Genomic DNA, 19,017 nt, shown 5'->3' on the forward strand with positions numbered 1-19,017 from the left:
GACCCCTCAGTTGATCACGTGGCGAGCGTGACGGACGGGAGGCGGACCTCCCGTCCGTCACGTCGTCGCCGGTGACGGCGGGTGCTGGGGCGTCAGGCCGCCGCGGCCCGCCGCGTCGCCAGGGTGCGGCCGTGCTCCCGGGCGCGCTCCTCGGCGGCCGCGCGGAGCTGGTCGGCGAGCTCGGTGAACTGGTCGAGCGCGGGGTTGACGCCGACGAGCGTGAACTCGCGCGTGACGACCTCGAGGTCGAGCTGCCAGACGTCCTCCAGGATGCGGCGCATCCACGCCGTCGCGTGGTCCCAGCCCTCGCGCGGCGTGCCGGCGGCGTAGTTCCCGCCCTGCACGGTCACGAGCACAGCGGGCTTGCCGGCGGTGACCGGGGTCTGGCCGGGCGCCATCCGCGGGTCCGTGATGACGAGGTCCACGTAGGTCTTGAAGTGCTGCGAGAGGCCGAAGTTGTACAGCGGGACGGCGAACAGCAGGGCGTCCGCGTCGGCGAGCTCGTCGGTCAGGGTCGCGGCGAGTTCGACCGCGGTGCGCTGCTCGGGGGTGCGTGCGTCCTCCGGTGTCATGGACGCGGCGACGGCACTCGCCCAGCTGTCGGCAGGGATCGGGTCGACGCCCAGGTGACGGCGGACGACCTCGGCTGCCGGGTCACCGGCCGTCCACTCCTGCTCGACGATGTCGGCGAGGGCACGACTGGTGGATCCTTCGACTCGGATGCTGGCGTCGAGACGGAACAGGGACATGGGACTCCTCCTGGTCGGCAGCGGGGCACGTCGCCCTCGGTTACTGCACGTAACGGGTGTACCCTGCTGAGGTCGGTCACTGCAAACGACCCTCTGTTACCGCGGAGTGACCGACCCCGTCGCTTCGGCCCCCACGTGCCCGTGCAGGCCGCTCGGATGCAGGCGCCGAGCCCGCCCGACCACCAGCAGGAGGACCACCGTGACCGACACCCGGGACGCCGCATTCGAGCAGGACCGGATCATGCGGTCGCTGCCCATGATGAGCCGGCTCTGCACCGAGCACGACCCGGAGGTGTTCCGGTCCCTCCTCGCCCGGATCGGCGACAAGTGGACGCTCCTCGTCATCGGCGTGCTCGGCGAACGTCCGCACCGGTTCACGGAACTGGCCGACGTCATCCCGAGCATCTCACGGCGCATGCTCACGGTCACGCTCCGGGCGCTCGAGCGCGACGGTCTCGTCCAGCGCGAGGTGTTCGCCGAGGTGCCGCCACGCGTCGTGTACGACCTCACCGCGCTCGGCCGGTCGCTGCAGACGGTCGTGCTGACGCTCGGGGAATGGGTCCGCGAACACCAGGACGTCATCGTCGCGCAGCGCCGGACGTTCGACGAGCGCACCGGCGCCACCGACTGACACCCGCGGCGGCAATCTCCGAGGTCACTGGGATGTTCGTGCTGGCCCGTACCCCCGTGTCGTGGTCGGCCTACCGTCTGGCCTGCACAGCAACCGTGGAACGCAAGGAGCAGGCATGAGCCAGATCATCGAGACCATCGACGTCGACGTCCCCGTCTCCGTCGCTTACAACCAGTGGACCCAGTTCGAGGAGTTCCCGAAGTTCCTCGACGAGGTCGAGTCGATCACGCAGGCGACCCCGACCCTCACCGAGTGGAAGATCAAGGTCGGTCCGGTCGAGCGCACCTTCGAGGCGAACATCACGGAGCAGCACCCCGACGAGCGCGTCGCCTGGAACAGCACCGGCGGCGAGATGGACCACGCGGGCGTCGTGACGTTCCACAAGCTCTCGGACACGACCACACGCGTCACCGTGCAGCTCGACTGGGAGCCCACCGGTCTCCTCGAGAAGGTCGGCGGCGCGGTCGGCGCCGGCAGCCACGCGGTCAAGAAGGACCTGAAGAACTTCAAGGAGTACATCGAGTCGAAGGGCGCCCCGGACGGCGCCTGGCGCGGCGACGTGCAGGCCTGACGATCCTCCCGCCCGACGCCCGGCCGCAGCAGCGGTCGGGCGTCGCGCGCGTCCGGGTGCCGCTCGCCAGGGAGATCGTCGCCCGGGTCACCGCCCGAGTGCGGCCAGCTCCGCCCGGTTCGCCGCGCCGGCCTTGCGGAGCAGGTTCGACACGTGGAACTTCACCGTGTTCTCACTGATGCCGAGCTCGCGCGCGATCGACCGGTTGCGAGCGCCGGATGCCACGAGTCGCAGGACCTCGCGCTCGCGCCGGCTCAGGGCCACGACCGCGTCGAGCGGCTCCGTCTCCGCGGGTGGGTCGAGGGGGAGCACCACGGACAGCTCCGAGCCCCAGCCCGCCGTCGAGGACACCGCGAAGCGACCGTCCAGTGCCGTCACCCGCTCTGCGATGGGGCGGAGTACGTCGTCGTGCTCCGTCAGCGTCCCGGCACCGTCGTCGCGGATGTCGACGAGCAGGTTCCGCCCGTCGCAGTCCCACTGGATCCGCACGCGGTGGGACTCGCCCGCGTCGACGAGCGCGAGCACGGCACTGCGGACGATGGCCCGCGCCGCGTGCGCGACCTCACCCGGGAGCGCCCGACCGGTCGCGGGCGGTTCGACGAACTGCACGGACAGGTCACCGAACCGCACCAGCGGCCGCAGGTCGGTCTGGAGGCGCGCGAAGGCCCCGACGACCGGCTCCAGCACGCGGTTCCGCTGATCGTCCGTCGCCGTGCGGATCGCCACCAGCGCGTTCGCGGCGATCTCGGTCGCGACGGTCCTGGCCGCGCGGTCGTCGAGCCGCTCCGAGCGGAGCACCGCCAGCAAGGACTCGAGCGTCACGCCGTGCTGGTCCACGAGCTCGGAGCGGTCGCGGCCGGCGCGGGTCGCGGCGGCGCGAGTGGCGACCACGAGCGTGTCGGCACCGGTCTCGGCGTCGGGGTCGGCGTCCTGGTCGGTGACGGGCATGGGCCGACCCTACCCGGACCTGCCGCACCCACTCGTTCGGGTAGGCGGACCCGTGCGCCGGGGGAGTGACCCATCCGGCCCCGGGCGAGGAGCATCGTGGTGATGACGGACACCACCACGCCGGCCCGCGCCCTCCGCGCCATCTCCGACGAACTCCGCGCCGCCGCGGACGCCGTCGTCACGACCGCCGACGCGGACGCCGCTACCGGCACCGGGATCGACGCCGTCGCGGCGCTCCTCGAGGACGCCGACCGCGTGTTCGTCCACGGCGCGGGCCGGTCGGGGCTCGCCCTCCGCATGACGGCGATGCGACTCATGCACCTCGGTCGGACGGTCCACGTCGTGGGCGAGGTCACGACGCCCGCGATCCGGTCCGGTGACGTCCTGCTCACCGCCAGTGGCTCGGGCACCACCACGGGCATCGTCCGCGCCGCCAGCACCGCTCGCGAGGTCGGGGCCCGGGTCGCGGTGATCACCACGGCCGGGGCGTCCCCGCTCGCCGACCTCGCTGACGCCGTCGTCCTGGTGCCGGCCCCCGAGAAGCAGGCGCACGGCAACGGCGCCTCGATCCAGTACGCGGGCGGCCTCTTCGAGCAGGTCGTCGTGCTCGTCGGGGACGCCCTCTTCCACGCGGCGTGGCAGCGCTCCGGAGTCCCGGCCGCGGATCTCTGGCCCCGGCACGCCAACCTCGAATGACCCTCCCGCCGACCACCCGCACCCACCCCGCGGACCACCAGAGAAGAGGAACCACCATGCAGCTCCAGGTCGCCATGGACGTGCTGACCACCGAGGACGCGCTCGCGCTCGCCGGCAAGGTCGCCCCGCACGTCGACATCATCGAACTCGGGACGCCGCTCATCAAGAGCGCCGGGCTCGCGGCCATCACCGCGGTGAAGGAGGCGCATCCCGACAAGACGGTGTTCGCCGACCTCAAGACGATGGACGCCGGCGAACTCGAGGCGGACATCGCCTTCCAGGCCGGCGCCGACCTCGTCACCGTCCTCGGTGTCGCGGGTGACAGCACCATCACCGGCGCCGTCGCCGCCGCGACGAAGCACGGCAAGGGGGTCGTCGCCGACCTCATCGGCGTGCCCGACAAGGCCGCACGAGCCAAGGAGGTCGTCGCGCTCGGCGTGACGTTCGTCGAGATGCACGCCGGTCTCGACGAGCAGGCCGAGCCGGGCTTCACGTTCGACACCCTGCTCGACGACGGCAAGGCCGGAGGCGTGCCGTTCTCGGTCGCGGGCGGCGTCTCCACGGACACGATCGGTGCCGTGCAGGACGCGGGCGCCACCGTCGCGGTCGCCGGCGGGGCGATCTACTCGGCCGATGACCCTGCCGCGGCTGCTGCCGCCCTGCGCGCCGCCATCCACTGAGCGCCGCGCGGACCGCGCTCGGAACGGACACGAGGACCCGCCGCCCCATCGGGCGGCGGGTCCTCATGTCGGTTCCCCGGTCGGCAGGCCCGGCCAGCGCGCCGCGCGGGGGCCGTGAACCGCTGGACGGTCAGCCTCGATCAGACGTCGACGTCGCTGCCCATCGTCACGGTGCTGTTCGAGGGGAGGCCGAAGCGTGCGCTCGGGTTGGCGGCGTTCTGCGCGAGCGCCACGAACAGCTTCTTGCGCCAGCGCATCATGCCCCGGCCGTGGCCGGTCCGGAGTGCGCCGCGCGAGACGAAGTACGAGGCGCGCTCCACGGCGTCCGGGTCGAGCGAGAGCACGTCGGCGACGCACGCTCGACGGAGTGCGACCGGGAGGTTCGGCTCGTCGGAGAACCCGAACTTGATCGTCAGGTGCTCGATGCCGTCGTCGGAGTAGCCGAGGTCGTCGAACGTGTAGGCCTTCGACGCGGGCACGTGCGGGACGTTCGCAGTCTGCACCGAGACGATGAGCACGTGGTGGTGGAGCACGTGGTTGTGCTCGAAGTTCGCGCGGAGCGCCAACGGCGTCGTGTCCTTGTTCGGGTGCGGGAACACGGCGATCCCGTCGACCCGCGGGGGGTCCTCGGACCGGACGCGGTCGATGAAGTCGGCGAGTGAGCCCTCCTTCTGGTTCCGCTCGTCGGTCACGAGCTGCCGCCCGCGACGCCAGGTCGTCATGACGGTGATGACGGCGGCGGCGATGAGGAGCGGCACCCAACCACCGTGGAGGACCTTCGACAGGTTCGCGGCGAGGAACGTCAGCTCGAGACCGCCGAAGACGACCGCGGCCAGGACGATCTGCCAGCGATGCCAGTTGAACAGCGGCCGGGCGACGATGAGCAGGAGCACCGAGTCGACGACGAGCGCGCCGGTCACCGACACCCCGTACGCCGTGGCCAGGCGCTCCGACGACCGGAACGCGAGCATCACGGCGATGACGCCGACGAACAGCAGCGCGTTCACCGCGGGCAGGTAGATCTGGCCGCCCTCGCGCTCGGAGGTCTGCCGGACGGTCAGCGGCGGGAGCAGACCGAGCTGCATCGCCTGACGCGAGAGCGAGAACGCACCGGAGATGACCGCCTGGCTCGCGATGACGGTCGCTGCGGTCGCGAGCACGACCACCGGGATCCGCGCCCAGTCCGGGAACAGCAGGAAGAACGGGTTCTGGCGTGCGGTCGGGTCGCGCAGGATGAGCGAGGCCTGGCCGAGGTAGTTCAGCGTCAGCGCCGGGAACACGACGAAGAACCACGCGCGGCGGATCGGCGGCGCCCCGAAGTGCCCCATGTCCGCGTAGAGCGCCTCGGCACCGGTGATGACGAGGACCACCGCACCCATCGCGACGAAGGTGATGGTCGGGTGGGCGAACACGAAGGCGAACGCGTACGTGGGGGACAGGCCGATGAGCACCGAGGGGTCACGCACGATCATGCCGACGCCCGCGACCGCGAGGACGAGGAACCAGAGGAGCATGATCGGCCCGAACAACGTGCCGACACGGCCGGTGCCGAAGCGCTGCACGGCGAACAGCCCGGCGAGGATCACCCCGGCGATCGGGACGACGAGGTGTGCGACGCCCGGGGCGGCGACCTCGAGTCCCTCGACCGCGGACAGCACGCTCACCGCCGGGGTGATGATGGAATCGCCGTAGAACAGGGCGACGCCGATGATCCCGATGAGGATGAAGACCCCCACCCGGCCGGAGCGCTTGGCGAACAGCCGACGAGCGAGCGCGGCGAGGGCCATGACGCCGCCTTCGCCGTTGTTGTCGGCACGCATGAGGATCGTCACGTACTTGATCGAGACGACGACCGTCACGCTCCAGAACATGACCGAGATGACGCCGTAGACGTCGTCCGGGGTGGGGCGGACCGCGCCGTTGTCGATCGTGAACACCGTGCGGAGTGCGTAGAGCGGGCTCGTGCCGATGTCGCCGAAGACGACGCCGAGTGCCGTCAGGGCCAACGCGGCGAGACCGCGTCCGCCGTGTCCGCCCGATGTCGTCTCGGTGCTCTCGGTGCTCTCGGGTGCGGACGTGCGGGTGTCTGTCACCGACCGTCGCTCCTGTTCCTGGGTCGTGGGGGATCCGTCGTGGCGACGGACCGCCGCTCATCCTCTCACCGGTCGGGGTGCGCGTCCGCCGCGTACGACGATCGCCCAGCCCGTGTCCGCTGACGGCGGACCGTCGAGCGGTCGTCCCGGGAACGGCGGAGGCTCCCGGGGCCGGGAGGCATCGTCGGCTCCGACGCCGAGCCGAGCACGGTGGGCGGTTTCTGGGGAGATCCGTGATGGAGTGTCCGGCGTGAATCTGCTCCAGGCCCTCTTGCTCGGCATCGTCGAGGGCGTGACCGAGTTCCTGCCCGTCTCCAGTACCGGCCACCTGACGATCGTCGAGAAGCTGCTCGGCCTCCGGGTCGCCAGCCAGGGCGTGACCGCCTTCACCGCGGTGATCCAGGTCGGCGCCATCATCGCGGTGATCGTCTACTTCTGGCGGGACATCCTGCGCCTGGTCCGCGCGTGGTTCCGCGGCTTGGCGCACCGCGAGGACCGCGACCACGACTACCGGCTGGCCTGGTACGTCATCATCGCGACGATCCCCATCGGCCTCATCGGGTTCCTCGCGAAGGACCTCATCTCGGGCGGTCTCCGGAACCTCTGGGTCGTCGTCGCCGCGCTCGTGCTGTGGAGCATCGTCATGTGGGTCGCGGAGCGCGTCGGTCGTCAGGACCGCGGCGAGCAGCGCACCACCGTGACCGACGCGGTCGTGATCGGTCTCGTGCAGGTGCTCGCGCTCGTGCCGGGCGTGTCGCGGTCCGGGGCCACGATCAGCGCCGGTCTGTTCCGGGGTCTCGACCGCGTCACCGCCACCCGCCTGTCGTTCTTCCTGTCGATCCCCGCGCTCGTCGCTGCCGGCGGATACGAGGCCGCGACCGAGGCGAGCGCGATCGGCGCCACGGTCGGCTGGGGCGCGACCCTCGTCGCGACCGCCGTCAGCTTCGTCGTCGCCCTCGCCGCGATCGCCTGGCTGCTCCGCCTCGTCGCGCGGCACAGCATCGCGGTGTTCATCTGGTACCGGGTGGCGCTCGCGATCGTCGTCGCGGTGCTCCTGGCGACCGGCGTCATCGCCGCGACCTGATCGCCGCCGGGACCACGGTCCTCCACGGGTTCCGGACGCGACGGCGACGGTGGCCTACCCTGGCGACAACGGCTGGGGGAGGCACCATGCAGGAGCCGCAGTCCGGATGGCGCCCGGCCCTCGACGTGGACGACCCGGAAGCGGCCACCGCCGCGATCCGCCGCTCCATGCCCGCGGCGAGCGTGGAGTCCGACCGGCCGGACTTCCGGTTCCACGCCGAGCAGTACCGGGACGAGCGGCTCGACCTCACGCGGTGGGGGTTCCGCGCGCGCGTCGACGGTGGCCGCAGCACCGAGACGAGCGGGGTGACGCTCGTGGTCCCCGGTGGCGGGGTCTACGAGTGGACCGCGGGTGACGAGCGGGGCGATCAGGACGCACCGTTCGTCATGCGTCACGGCGTCGGCTACCACGGTCGGTCCGAGGACATGCACCTGACGATCGTGCGGCTCGAGCAGACACGGTTCGACGACCTCGCTGCGGCGGTCCGTGGGGACGACCCGCGCCCCGTCCGGTTCGCCCAGTCGCTCCCACCCACCCGCGAGGGCGCCGAGCACCTCGCCCGGACCGTCGCGCTGCAGGCCGCGGTCCTCGAGGGCCGGGCGGCGGGGAGCAGCGCGCTGGTGGCGGCCTCGGTCTACCGCCTGCTCGTCGTCGGGCTGCTCGAGTCCGTGCCGACCGAGGGCGCGGACGACCGCGAGCGGACGTGCCGTCGCCGGATGCTCGCCACCGTCGACCGTGCCTGCCGGTACATCGACGACCACGCCGCACTCCCGATCACGGTGGCGGACATCGCCCGGCACGTCGGCACGAGCGAGGCCGGCCTCCGCCGTGCCTTCGGGTTCTGGCGCTCGCGAGCGCCCGAGGCCGAACTCGAGCGCGCGCGACTCGCCGGGGCGCACCGGGACCTCCTCGCCGCCGAGCCGGGTGACGACGGGCTCATCGACACGATCGCGGCGCGCTGGGGACACGCGTCACCGCGACGGTTCGCGACGCGGTACCGTGCCGTGTACACCGTCGGTCCCGAGGACACCCTCAGGGCCGAGTGAGCAGGACACCCTCCTTCCGCGATGCGCAACGTCTTCTTCAGCTCCGGGCGGTCCGTCCGTGTCGACACCGACTCGGCGGACCGTGCCCTCGTCGCGCTCCGGGACGCCTTCGACGTCGAGCGCGTCGAGGTCGCCGACGGGCCGTTCCGGTTCCGGCAGGAGGTCACCGGGCAGGGGCGGTTCGCGGTCGCCCGGGTCCGCGTGCAGGGTCGGCTGGTCATGGAGTCCCAGCCGCTGCCGTTCTGGTCCGTCATCGCGCTCGACGCCGGACGGGTCGAGGTGAGCACCGCCGCCGGCACCCTCGTCCGGTCCGACGCCACGCCGCTCCTGTTCCCCCGCGACGGACGCAAGCGCGTGGTCTGGGAGGACGCCGAGTTCCGCCAGATCGTGCTCCGCGAGGAGGACGCGCGCCGGGAGTTCGACACGATGGGGTTGCCGCCCGGTGCCCTGCGCGTGCACGACGCACCGGACGGCGAGGTCGCCCGACTGCACTGGCAGGCCGTCGCCGACCACGTGCGGCAGGTCACCGCGAGCGGGATGCTCGTCGACAGCCCGATCGTGCGCGCGGCCACGTTCCACGTCCTGGTCGCCGCGTTCGTCGAGGCCTTCGTCGACCGGCAGGCCACTCCCGTGCCGGTCGACCCGGGAGCGGGTTCGCCCATCGGCGTGCGCCGGGCCCTGCAGTTCATCCAGGCCCACGCCGCCGAAGAGCTGTCCGTCGACGAGATCGCGGCCTCAGCCGGGATGAGTCCCCGGGGTCTGCAGGCGGCGTTCCTCCGGCAGCTCGGCCACAGCCCGATGACCGCGCTCCGTCGTGAGCGACTCCGGCGAGCCCACGAGGCACTCCTGCTCGCGCGGGACGGCTCCGGCACGACGGTCGCCGCGGTGGCCGCGCACTGGCGGTTCAGCAACCCCGGCCGGTTCGCCACGCAGTACCTCCGCGAGTACGGGCGGTCGCCCCGCGAGACCCTGCGCGCCGACTGACGACGGCGTGCCCCGGGCGCCCGGGAGACCCGCCGCCAGCCCGTTCGGTCAGCCCGCGATCGCGTCGAGTTCGCGGACGGCGTCCTCCGGCAGGTCGAGCGCCGCGCCCGCCACGTTCTCGCGCAGGTGGGCGACCGAGGACGTACCGGGGATGAGCAGCACGTTCGGTGACCGCTGCAGCAGCCAGGCGAGCGACACGGCCATCGGGGTCGCGTCGAGGCGGTCAGCGACCGAGGCGAGCACGTCGGACTGCAGGGGCGTGAACCCGCCGAGCGGGAAGTAGGGGACGTAGGCCACACGGTGCTCCGCGAGCAGGTCCACGAAGGCGTCGTCCTGTCGATTCGCGATGTTGTAGAAGTTCTGCACCGTGACGACCGGGGCGATCGCTCGGGCCTCGTCGTACTGCTCGCGGCTCACCGTGCTCAGCCCGAGGTGGCGGATGAGCCCCTGCTGCTGCAGGTCGGCCAACGCGGCGAAGCGCTCCCCGATCGATCCCGGCTCGGGGGAGTCGAAGCCCCCGACGCGCAGGTTGACGACGTCGAGGGTGTCGACGCCGAGCCGCTCGAGGTTGTCGTGGACCTGGGTGCGGAGCTGGTCCGGTTCGTTCGCGTGGATCCAGGCACCGTCGTCGCCACGGACGGAGCCGACCTTCGTGACGATGGTCAGCTGCTCCGGGTAGGGATGCAGGGCCTCCCGGATCAGCTCGTTGGTCACGAACGGTCCGTAGAAGTCCGCGGTGTCGATGTGCGTGACGCCGAGCTCGACGACGGTGCGGAGCACCGCGATCGCCTCGTCGTGGTCGCGGGCCGGGCCGAACACGTTCGGACCGGCGAGCTGCATCGCGCCGTACCCGAAGCGGGTGAGTTCGAGGTCGTCGGCCAGGCGGTAGGTGCCGCCGGGGAGTGTGGTGGTCATCATGGGTCCTCTCCGGACGAGGACGTGCCGGCCGGGGCTGGCGCGGTCGTCCCCTCGTCCGTGGACCATGCTGGCCGTGTCGCCCGTCCGGCGGGAACGTCCCTGCGTTCCTGGGGACGGCAGGACCAGGAACGCGGTCCGGGAGGACGACTAGCGTTGCCGGACATGGACGACGGCAACCCGCTCGGCGAGTACCTCCGCGCGCGACGGGAGCAGGTCCGACCCGAGGACGTCGGTCTCACCGTCCGCGGCCTCCGCCGCGTCCCCGGGCTCCGGCGTGAGGAGGTCGCGATGCTCGCCGGTGTCAGCGCCGACTACTACCTGCGGCTCGAACAGGGTCGCGACCGCAACCCGTCGGCCCAGGTGCTCGCCGCGCTGGCCGACGCGCTCCGCCTGGACGCGCCCGCGACCGATCACCTCATGTCGCTCGCGGCGCAGCGCGCACACCGTGCTCCGACCCGTCGCACCGGACCGGACCGGGTCCCCTCCGGGGTCGCGATGCTCCTCGAGTCCCTCGGTATCCCCGCGTTCGTCGAGACCCGGACGTTCGACGTGCTCGCCGCGAACCGGCACGCGTCAGCCCTCGCCCCCGGCTTCCGGCCCGGGCGGAACCGCCTGCTCGACGTGTTCCTCGACCCGGCCGAGCGGGAGCTCTGGCGCGACTGGGACCGCGCGGTCGCCCGCCTCGTCGCCGGGTTCCGCGCCTCCGTGGGAGCGGCGACGGACGATCCCCGGTGCGTCGAGGTCGTCGGGGAGCTGTCGCTCCGCAGTCCGCTGTTCCGCACCCTGTGGGCGCGCCACGACGTCCGCCCGGTCGAGGGTGCCCCCACCGAACTCGTCCACCCCGAGGTCGGACCGATGACGCTGCTGCGCGAGAAGCTCGCGGTCACCGGCACGGACGGTCAGGTGCTCGTCCTGTACCACGCGGAGCCGGGGTCGACATCGGAGGCCGCGCTCGCGCTGCTCGGATCGCTCGCCGCGACGACGGCGCCCGCGACGACGACGACCGCCGCTGCGGCCGGGCCCGCCGCAGCGGAGGACCTCACTCGACCATGACCCGGATCGTGCCGAGGCTGCCGTCGGTCGGGTCGGGGAGCACCATGCCCGCCTCGAGCCCGCTCCTGAGGTAGTCGATCACCTCGGCGGTCAGGCGTTCCCCGGGCACGTACGCGGGGACGCCGGGCGGGTACGGGGTCGCCTGCTCGGCGGCGATCCGCCCCGCGGCCTCCTCGGCGGGGACGTTCTCGCACTCGCCGAAGAACGCCCGGCGCGGGGTGACGACGGACTCGAGCAGCAGCGTCGACGGGTCGGGGATCCGCACCTCGGGCGACCGTGGCAGCTCCGACGCCGACGCGGCCAGGGACTCGAGCCCGTGCACGAGCCGGTCGGTCGTGAACGCGTCGTCGGCGACCGAGATGTCGATGCCGAGGTGCCGGTGGTCCGACAGGCCGAGGTCGATGCGGTGGTGCTCGCGGAGCCAGTCGAGTCCCTGGTACCCGGTGATCCCGAGCTCGTGGACGTCGAGGAGCATCCGCATGGGGTCGAGCTGGTGCGACGCCTCGGCGCCGAGGAGCTCGTCACGGAGCACGTGGATCCCGTCGATCGCCTCGATGCGGTCCCGCGTGCGGTCGGCCAGGTCGACGGCGCTCCGGATGAGGCCCGCCCCGTCCCGCACCATGTGCCGACGCCAGCCGTCCATCGCCGCGTAGATGAGCACGTTCGGGCTGGTCGTCATGAGCATGTCCGCGCACGCCCACAGGTGGTCGTGGTCGACGAGGTCGCCCTTGAGGTGGAGCACGGACCCCTGCTCGAACCCGAGACCCATCTTGTGCACGCTCGTCACGCACACGTCCGCGCCGGCGTTCATCGCCCACGTCGGCAGGAGTTCCGAGAACGGCAGGTGCGCACCCCAGGCCTCGTCGACGATGAGCGGCTTGCCGAACTCGTGGCACACGGCGGCGATGCCCTCGATGTCCGCGCAGGTGCCGTACGGCGTCGGGCTCACCACGAGCGCGCCCGCGGCGTCGGGGTGCTCCTGCCACACGGCGCGGTAGTCCTCGGGGGAGGCCGGGTGCGAGATGTGCTGGTCCGTGTCGAACCGCGGCGTCACCCAGTACGGCTGGAGTCCGGAGAACACCAGGCCCGCGGTCACGGACTTGTGCGCGTCCCGCGGCATGATGATCCCGCCGTCGACACCCGCCACGGCGAGCATCGCGGCCTTGACCGACAAGGAGCTGCCGCAGGTCGAGAAGAACACGGTGTCGGCGTGCACCGCCTGGGCCATGAGGGCCTCGGCCGTGGGCAGGTAGCCGTTCGACGAGGTCCGGTCGTCGAGGCCGCCGCTCTCGAGCACGTCGTCGCGGAACGGGTCCTTGCCGAGCACGGCGAGGGTGTCCGCGTCGATCCCGCGGCCCTGCCGGTGCCCGGGCGGCGAGAACCCGTAGCGGTCGCGGCCGTGGTAGTCCCGGAGGGCGTCGAGGAACGGTGCGTCGGCCTGGTCGAGTTCGTCGCTCATGCACCCCGTCTACCGTCCGCCCGGCGACCACGATCCAGGAACCGTCCCGGGCCCTCGCCCGAGGGACGCACCAGCGCGCGTGAGGAACGCACCAGCGCGCGCCCGAGGGACGCACCAGCGCGCCGGCAGTAGCGTGTGCCACGTGAGCGACGGCGCGAGCGGCGGCAGCGGACCCGACCGGGGTCGGCCCTGATGCGCGTGCTCGTCGCTCCGGACGCGTTCAAGGGCACGGCGTCGGCGGCGTCCATCGCCCGTGCGCTCGCCCACGGGTGGCGCGCCGAGCGGCCCGGTGACGTCCTCGACCTCGCACCGATGGCCGACGGCGGCGAGGGCACGATCGACGCCTTCGCCACCGCGTTCCCCGACGCCGAGCGCGTCCCGGTCGTCGTGCGCGGCCCCGACGACCGGCCGGTGCACGCCGAGTGGCTCCGGCTCCCGGACGGCCGAGGCCTGGTCGAACTGGCGTCGACGAGCGGCATCACCCTGCTCGACCACCCCCGGCCGGACAGCGCCCACACCCATGGCTTCGGTGCCGCGATCGCCGCCGCGCTCGGGGCGGGAGCACGCGGAGTCGTCCTCGCCATCGGGGGGAGCGCCTCGACGGACGGCGGTCTCGGCGTGCTGCGGGAACTCGGACTCCGCCTGCGCCCACCGCTGGGGCCGGACGACACCGGCGGTGCCGCGCTCGACCGGATCGAGGCCGTGGACCGCGCCACGCTCCGTCCGACCCCGGAGGGCGTCCGGATCCTGACCGACGTCACCGCCCCGCTGCTCGGGCCCCGGGGCGCCGCCGCCGTGTTCGGACCGCAGAAGGGCATCACACCGGATCGCGTCCCCGTGCACGAGGCACGGTTGCGCCGATGGGCCTCGATGTTCCCCGACGTCGACCCGGACACCCCGGGAGCGGGAGCCGCGGGCGGCACCGGGTTCGGCCTCCTGGCCTGGGGCGGGACCATCGCACTCGGCGGCGAGGCGGTGGCCGAGGTCCTCGACCTGGCCGACCGCGTGCTCCACGCGGACCTCGTCGTCACCGGCGAGGGACGGTTCGACGGTCAGACCGCGGGCGGCAAGGTCGTGGCCGTCGTGCAGGCGCTCGCCGCGGCCGCACGGCGCCCGGTCGCCCTGGTGGCGGGGGAGATCGCCGTGGACCCGCGTGGGTTCGCGCACGCCGTGGCGCTCACCGACCTGACGGACCGGGCGTCGGCGATGCGGGGCGCGCTCGCGTGGTCCCGCACGGCCGGGGCGCGGCTGGCGGTGGCAGCGAGCGCCGCATGAGCGGCGCGCGCGCCACGTCCGTGGGTCAGGCCACCGGCTCCACGACGCCGGCCGTCGCGAGCTCCTCGGTCAGCTCGGCGTCCGACGGCTCGACCACGTGCCGGCCGTTCGGGAACACGATGACGGGGATGCTCTTCCGGCCGCTGATCGCCTCGGCCCGGGTGGCGCCGTCCGCCACCGCCTCGAGGTCGACGTACTCGTAGTCCACCGCGAGCCGGTCGAGCAACGCCTTGGAACGACGGCAGTCCGAGCACCAGGCAGCGCCGTACATGGTGACGCGGTCGGGAGTGGTCAGGCGGGCGTCGAGTGCTGCGGCATCGGTCATGCACCCGACGTTACGCGCGACGTGTCCGCCGCGCGACCCCGCGGCGGTCGACCCCGCGGCGCTGTCCGTGGTGCTCGACCATCGCCGCGACGACCGCCGCGTCGCCGACCCCGGAGCCGTCGTACCCGCCCCGCCGCTCGACGACCTCGAACACGACGCCACCGAGCGGTTCGACCACGGCGTGCAGGTACGTCCCGGATGCGTCCACATCCACGAGCACGGCGGCGTCCCGGAGCCGCGTCACCGTGACCTCGTCCAGGCCGGTCCGCGCGGCGAGGTCGTCGTGGTAGTTCGGCGGCGTCGGCAGGAACCGCACCCCGGAGTCCCGCATCCGGGTCACCGTGCCCACCACGTCCGCGCTCGCGAGCGCGACGAGTGTCGGTGACGGCGAATCGGACGAGGGCGCTGGCGTCGTCACCGCGATCCGGACGGCCGGACCGGACGTCGTCGTCGCCCCGGTCGTGAAGAGCCGCCGTCGCGCCAACCCGTCCGTCCTCGGGGCGTCCGCCGCCACGGGACCGTCCACCCCGAGCACGGCCCGCAGGAAGCCGGTCGTCTCGTCCGTGCGGTCCCACGGCACGGTGATCCCGACCAGGTCCACACCGAGCAGGTCCGACGCCGCCGCGGACGCGCGTTCGCCGGTCGGTGCGAAGTCCCGGGACCAGGACGGTGTCCCGTCCGCGCTGCGGCCACCGAACGCCACGCCGGTGCCCTCCGGAGTGGGCACCACGTACTCGTCGGTCCCCTCCGGCACGGACCCGTGGGGCAGCACCGGCGCCCCGAGCGCCCGGGCCCGCGTCGCTGCCGCCGCCGCGTCCGCCACCCCGAGGCCGACCGCCGCGACCCGCGCGGCCAGCCCGGCCTGCGCGCCGTCGACGACGACCCGGAGGCCGCCCGCCTCGAACAACTCCGTCCGACCGGTCCGGTGCCGCCCCACGCATGCGAGACCGGCGCGGCGGAGCAGCGCGACGAGCGCTCCCTCCGCGTCCGGCGCGAGCACGACGTGGGTCGTGACCGGCTCCGGGACGGCGGGCAGGGCCTCCAGACCGTGCGCTGACCATCCGACCGCCGCCGACCGGGAGGACCGACCCGGCTCCTCGGCGCCGCGCCCGGTGTCGCCCCGTTCGTCCATGTCGGGCCGCGGTTCCGCGTCCACGCGGTCCCGGTCGGACGCCGACCGCAGGACCCGCGTCGCGTCCTCGAGTGCCCGCAGCGACCGGCGCGCCGCCCGTGCCGTCACCGTCGGGTCGGTCTGCCGGTACACGTCGTTGAACACCTCGAGCGACAGCGTCCCCGCGAACCCGGTGTCGAGCACGTGCGACAGGAACCCGGCCAGGTCCCAGTCGCCCTCGCCCGGGAACAGCCGATGGTGCCGGCTCCAGCGCAACACGTCCATGTCGAGCATCGGGGCGTCGGCCACCTGGCACGACATGATCCGCTCACCGGGGATCTCCGCGATCGTGCCGAGGTCCGTGCCGCGGGCCAGGATGTGGAAGCTGTCGAGACAGATGCCGAGCGCCGGGTGGTCGACCTCGCGGACGATCCGCCAGGCGTGGTCGTAGGTCGACACGTTCCGGCCCCAGGCGAGCGCTTCGTACGCGACCGTCACCCCGTTCCGCTCCGCGAGCTCCGCCAACGCCCGGAGCTGGTCCACCGCCCGGGCGTCGTCGTCCGACACGGCCGTCGCGACGTTGGAACACAGCAGCATCGTGGAGATCCCGAGCCGGTGCATGAGGGCGAACCGCTGCTCCGCGCGCCGCAGGTTCGCACGGAACACGTCGTCCGGCACCTGCTCGAGGTCCCGGAACGGCTGGTAGACGTCGAGCTCGAGACCGAGGTCACGCGCGCGTGCGGCGACCTGCTCCGGACGCAGCCACCCCGTCACGAGGTCCTGCTCGAACAACTCGACGCCTCGGAACCCGGCGGCGCTCACTGCCTCGAGCTTCTCCTCGAGCCCGCCACCGAGGCTCACCGTCGCGATCGCGGCCCTCACGACCGGACCTCCGCGGGGACGTGCACGGACCGGGGCGGCACCGCGGCGCCCGCACGCACGCGCGCCGAGGGAGGCGGCACGGCCGTGGGCAGCACGGAAGGGGCGTGCGTCGTCATCTGGTGCTCCCGTTCGGGTTCGGGGCGTGTGGGGACGTGTCGAGCGACACTGCTCGTGTCCGGACCGGACCCGCTGCCGGATTCGGGCTCCGGACGGGTCGAAGGCGAGCATGGTCTGCCCGTGTGGCCGAAGATAGCCCGTCCGGACCACCGAGGTAAAGCGGCCCGGCACGGCCGTGCGGTCCCGTCACTAGGCTCGGCGACATGTCGCAGGAGCGCACGGACGTCCTCGTCGTCGGCGGCGGTCCGGTCGGCCTCTTCCTCGCCGCGCTCCTGGCGCAGGCCGGCGTCGACGTCGCCGTGTGGGAACGGCGCGCCGGAGCGCCGTCCGGCTCCCGCGCGATCGGGATCCACCCGCCGTCGCTCGACGCGCTCGCCGCGGTCGGCGCGACGGCACCGGTGCTCGCGGAGGCGGCGCGGGTCGACCGCGGGACGGCGCGGAACGGGGGACGTCCGATCGGCTCGCTGTCGTTCGCCCGAGCGTCGTCGACCCATCCGTTCGTCGCGACCCTCGACCAGCACCGCACGGAGGCGATCCTCCGGGAGCGTCTCGCGGCCCTCGCCCCGGGATCGCTCCGCACGGGCACGACACTCACCGCACTCGAACGACGGCGGGACCGCGTCACCGCGCAGGGGAACGGCCCGGAGGGGCCCGTCACGCTGACCGCACGGTTCGTCGTCGGAGCGGACGGCGCCCGGAGCGTCGTCCGCGACCGCATCGGGGTCCGCAGCCACGGGCGGGACTACCGCGACCGGTACGTCATGGGCGACTTCGCGGACGCGGAACCCCCGTGCTCCGGTCGCGGCGGCTCGGGCCCGTCGCCCGCGACCACCGCACTCGTCGACGTCGGTCGGCACGGGGTCGTCGAGTCGTTCCCGCTGCCCGGCGGTCGCCGCCGGTACGTCGTGCTCCGCTCGGACCCCGCCGACCGGCACGGGCTGGACGGCGCATCGCTCGATCGGGACGCGCGCGCGCCGGGCCGGCCGCTCGACCCGGACGACCCCGACCCCCGCGCCGCCGCACACCTGGCGCGGACGATCCGGGAGCGCACCGGCACCGAGGCGGACCCGGAGACCTGCACCATGCTCAGTCCGTTCCGGGTGCGTCGCCGCACCGCCGAGCGGGTCGGGGTGGGCCGGGTCGTGCTCGTCGGCGACGCCGCCCACGAGATCAGTCCGATCGGCGGGCAGGGCATGAACCTGGGATGGCTCGACGCGGCCGCGCTCGCACCGATCCTCGCCCAGGCCGTGGCCACCGGCAGCGCCGGCCCATGGCCGGAGTACGCGCGGCACCGACAGGCCGCGGCGCGTCGGGCCGCGCGGCAGGCCGAGCTGAACATGGCGCTCGGGCGACCGGCTGCCGGCCCCGCGCTCGCGGTCCGGGAGGCCCTGCTGCGGACGCTCCTGGCCCTGCCGACCGCGGACGCCCTGGCCCGCGTCTACGCCATGCGGTGGGCCTGAGGGCGACGTCCCAGGCGGGTCACGCCGCGAGTCGTGCGCCGGAGAGCGCCAGCTGCACCACGACCACGAGCGACGCGATGATGACGAGGCGGAACAGCGTGCGCGTCGGGGGACCGGTGAGCACGAGGCGGATGCCCACCGCGGCGAGGACGACCACCGCGACCGCGCCCGCGACCGCCAGGGCGAGCGCCGGACCCCGCGCGGGGTCGTCGCCGGTCGTCTGTCCGACGAGCACGAGCCCGTCCGCCACGACGAGCGCGGCGAACGCCAGGACGCCCGACGCGTGCAGCCCCAGACGATGCGGGAATCCCCGGACCCCGGTGGCGGCGTCGTCGACGAGGTCCGGCAACACGTTCGTGCAGTGGATCGCGACGCCGAACACCGCGCCGGTGGCGATCGCCCAGGGCGCCGGCCACACCGCTGGCATCCCGCCAGGCCCGAGGCCGCTGTCGGCGGACACCGCCACGACCGGCAGCAGCCCGAACGCGACGACGAACGGGGCGACGGACCACACGCGGCGCTTGAGTCCGGCGTCGTACGCCCACCCCGCGGCGACGAGGACGAGGTGCGCGGCACCCGCGACCAGTCCGAGCGGTACGGACAGCAGCACCGCGGCGACGGTGGTGCCGATCGCCGCGCGGCGGACCGTCGCGACGGGCACGAGCCCGCGCGCGACGGGCTTGTCGCTGCGGCCGACGGCACGGTCGCGGTCGGCGTCGATCCAGTCGTTCGCCAGGCCGATCGACAGCTGGCCCGCGAACACCGCGAGCGCGACGAGGAGCACGCTCCACACCGCGTGTCCGACGGCGACGGCGATCACCGTGGCGAGCACGGTCACGGCCACGGTCGGACCCGGGTGCGACGCGGCGAGGAGCAGACGCACCCGGGAGGTCACGGCGCCAGCCTACGGACTGCCGGGAACCTGAGCGTTCTCG

18 protein-coding genes are annotated in these 19,017 nt (G+C 73.4%); 10 read left to right on the forward strand and 8 right to left on the reverse strand.

Annotated elements, in window-relative coordinates:
- Positions 1-92 precede the first annotated feature (92 nt).
- Positions 93-749 carry an FMN-dependent NADH-azoreductase gene (locus DEI88_RS07020; RefSeq protein ID WP_111072070.1) on the reverse strand — a complete coding sequence of 219 codons (657 nt, stop codon included), beginning with the start codon at positions 747-749 and terminating at the stop codon, positions 93-95.
- 199 nt (positions 750-948) lie between these two features.
- Between DEI88_RS07020 and DEI88_RS07025 the strand changes: the two genes are divergently transcribed.
- Together DEI88_RS07025 and DEI88_RS07030 are read left to right on the forward strand one after the other, a co-directional pair.
- A complete protein-coding gene (locus tag DEI88_RS07025; RefSeq protein WP_349775211.1) occupies positions 949-1,380 on the forward strand; it encodes a winged helix-turn-helix transcriptional regulator in 432 nt (143 codons plus the stop codon).
- Between the two features lie 115 nt (positions 1,381-1,495).
- A complete protein-coding gene (locus DEI88_RS07030; RefSeq protein WP_111012534.1) occupies positions 1,496-1,951 on the forward strand; it encodes an SRPBCC family protein in 456 nt (151 codons plus the stop codon).
- An 87-nt stretch (positions 1,952-2,038) separates the two neighbouring features.
- Here the strand turns inward: DEI88_RS07030 and DEI88_RS07035 are convergent, their stop codons facing one another.
- Entirely contained in the window at positions 2,039-2,899 is an 861-nt protein-coding gene (locus DEI88_RS07035) for a helix-turn-helix transcriptional regulator (protein WP_111072071.1), read from the reverse strand.
- Positions 2,900-3,001: 102 nt separating this feature from the next.
- On the opposite strand from DEI88_RS07035, the gene hxlB reads away from it, so the two are divergent.
- Entirely contained in the window at positions 3,002-3,595 is a 594-nt protein-coding gene (hxlB, locus tag DEI88_RS07040; RefSeq protein ID WP_111072072.1) for a 6-phospho-3-hexuloisomerase, read from the forward strand.
- Between the two features lie 56 nt (positions 3,596-3,651).
- The gene (hxlA, locus tag DEI88_RS07045; protein ID WP_111008755.1) at positions 3,652-4,275 is read left to right on the forward strand and encodes a 3-hexulose-6-phosphate synthase; all 624 of its coding nucleotides are present in this window, start codon (positions 3,652-3,654) and stop codon (positions 4,273-4,275) included.
- 140 nt (positions 4,276-4,415) lie between these two features.
- Here the strand turns inward: hxlA and DEI88_RS07050 are convergent, their stop codons facing one another.
- Entirely contained in the window at positions 4,416-6,368 is a 1,953-nt protein-coding gene (locus DEI88_RS07050; protein WP_111008756.1) for a potassium transporter Kup, read from the reverse strand.
- A 250-nt stretch (positions 6,369-6,618) separates the two neighbouring features.
- On the opposite strand from DEI88_RS07050, the gene DEI88_RS07055 reads away from it, so the two are divergent.
- The 3 genes from DEI88_RS07055 (at position 6,619) to DEI88_RS07065 (ending at position 9,482) form a co-directional block, all read left to right on the forward strand.
- Positions 6,619-7,452, forward strand: coding sequence for an undecaprenyl-diphosphate phosphatase (locus DEI88_RS07055; RefSeq protein ID WP_111012533.1), 834 nt, complete (start codon positions 6,619-6,621; stop codon positions 7,450-7,452).
- A gap of 86 nt (positions 7,453-7,538) precedes the next feature.
- Positions 7,539-8,498 (forward strand): helix-turn-helix domain-containing protein, encoded by a 960-nt coding sequence (locus tag DEI88_RS07060; RefSeq protein ID WP_111012532.1) that lies wholly within the window; start codon positions 7,539-7,541, stop codon positions 8,496-8,498.
- Between the two features lie 21 nt (positions 8,499-8,519).
- The gene (locus DEI88_RS07065; RefSeq protein WP_111012531.1) at positions 8,520-9,482 is read left to right on the forward strand and encodes a helix-turn-helix domain-containing protein; all 963 of its coding nucleotides are present in this window, start codon (positions 8,520-8,522) and stop codon (positions 9,480-9,482) included.
- A 48-nt stretch (positions 9,483-9,530) separates the two neighbouring features.
- Here the strand turns inward: DEI88_RS07065 and DEI88_RS07070 are convergent, their stop codons facing one another.
- Positions 9,531-10,397 carry an oxidoreductase gene (locus DEI88_RS07070; protein ID WP_220035608.1) on the reverse strand — a complete coding sequence of 289 codons (867 nt, stop codon included), beginning with the start codon at positions 10,395-10,397 and terminating at the stop codon, positions 9,531-9,533.
- A 165-nt stretch (positions 10,398-10,562) separates the two neighbouring features.
- On the opposite strand from DEI88_RS07070, the gene DEI88_RS07075 reads away from it, so the two are divergent.
- Positions 10,563-11,453, forward strand: a complete 891-nt coding sequence (locus DEI88_RS07075; protein WP_111008761.1) for a helix-turn-helix domain-containing protein — start codon at positions 10,563-10,565, stop codon at positions 11,451-11,453.
- Here DEI88_RS07075 and DEI88_RS07080 read toward each other — a convergent pair.
- Complete coding sequence (locus DEI88_RS07080) at positions 11,440-12,912, reverse strand: aminotransferase class I/II-fold pyridoxal phosphate-dependent enzyme (RefSeq protein ID WP_111072073.1); 1,473 nt, start codon at positions 12,910-12,912, stop codon at positions 11,440-11,442. The genes DEI88_RS07075 and DEI88_RS07080 overlap by 14 nt on opposite strands.
- A gap of 192 nt (positions 12,913-13,104) precedes the next feature.
- Between DEI88_RS07080 and DEI88_RS07085 the strand changes: the two genes are divergently transcribed.
- Positions 13,105-14,187: a glycerate kinase family protein gene (locus tag DEI88_RS07085; RefSeq protein WP_258375067.1), complete on the forward strand. Its 1,083-nt coding sequence runs from the start codon at positions 13,105-13,107 to the stop codon at positions 14,185-14,187.
- A gap of 25 nt (positions 14,188-14,212) precedes the next feature.
- Here DEI88_RS07085 and DEI88_RS07090 read toward each other — a convergent pair whose 3' ends face one another.
- Both DEI88_RS07090 and DEI88_RS07095 read right to left on the reverse strand, forming a co-directional pair.
- Entirely contained in the window at positions 14,213-14,512 is a 300-nt protein-coding gene (locus tag DEI88_RS07090) for a glutaredoxin family protein (protein WP_181435967.1), read from the reverse strand.
- A 10-nt stretch (positions 14,513-14,522) separates the two neighbouring features.
- Positions 14,523-16,505, reverse strand: a complete 1,983-nt coding sequence (locus DEI88_RS07095) for a sugar phosphate isomerase/epimerase and 4-hydroxyphenylpyruvate domain-containing protein (protein WP_220038156.1) — start codon at positions 16,503-16,505, stop codon at positions 14,523-14,525.
- A 320-nt stretch (positions 16,506-16,825) separates the two neighbouring features.
- Here DEI88_RS07095 and DEI88_RS07100 point away from each other — a divergent pair, with 320 nt between their 5' ends.
- Positions 16,826-18,082 carry an FAD-dependent oxidoreductase gene (locus DEI88_RS07100; RefSeq protein ID WP_111025984.1) on the forward strand — a complete coding sequence of 419 codons (1,257 nt, stop codon included), beginning with the start codon at positions 16,826-16,828 and terminating at the stop codon, positions 18,080-18,082.
- Positions 18,083-18,101: 19 nt separating this feature from the next.
- On the opposite strand, the gene DEI88_RS07105 is transcribed toward DEI88_RS07100, so the two are convergent.
- On the reverse strand, positions 18,102-18,977 hold the full coding sequence (locus DEI88_RS07105; protein WP_111072074.1) for a UbiA family prenyltransferase: 876 nt from the start codon (positions 18,975-18,977) through the stop codon (positions 18,102-18,104).
- Positions 18,978-19,017: the final 40 nt, after the last annotated feature.

The sequence above is a fragment of the Curtobacterium sp. MCBD17_003 genome (assembly GCF_003234885.2).
Lineage (GTDB): Bacteria > Actinomycetota > Actinomycetes > Actinomycetales > Microbacteriaceae > Curtobacterium.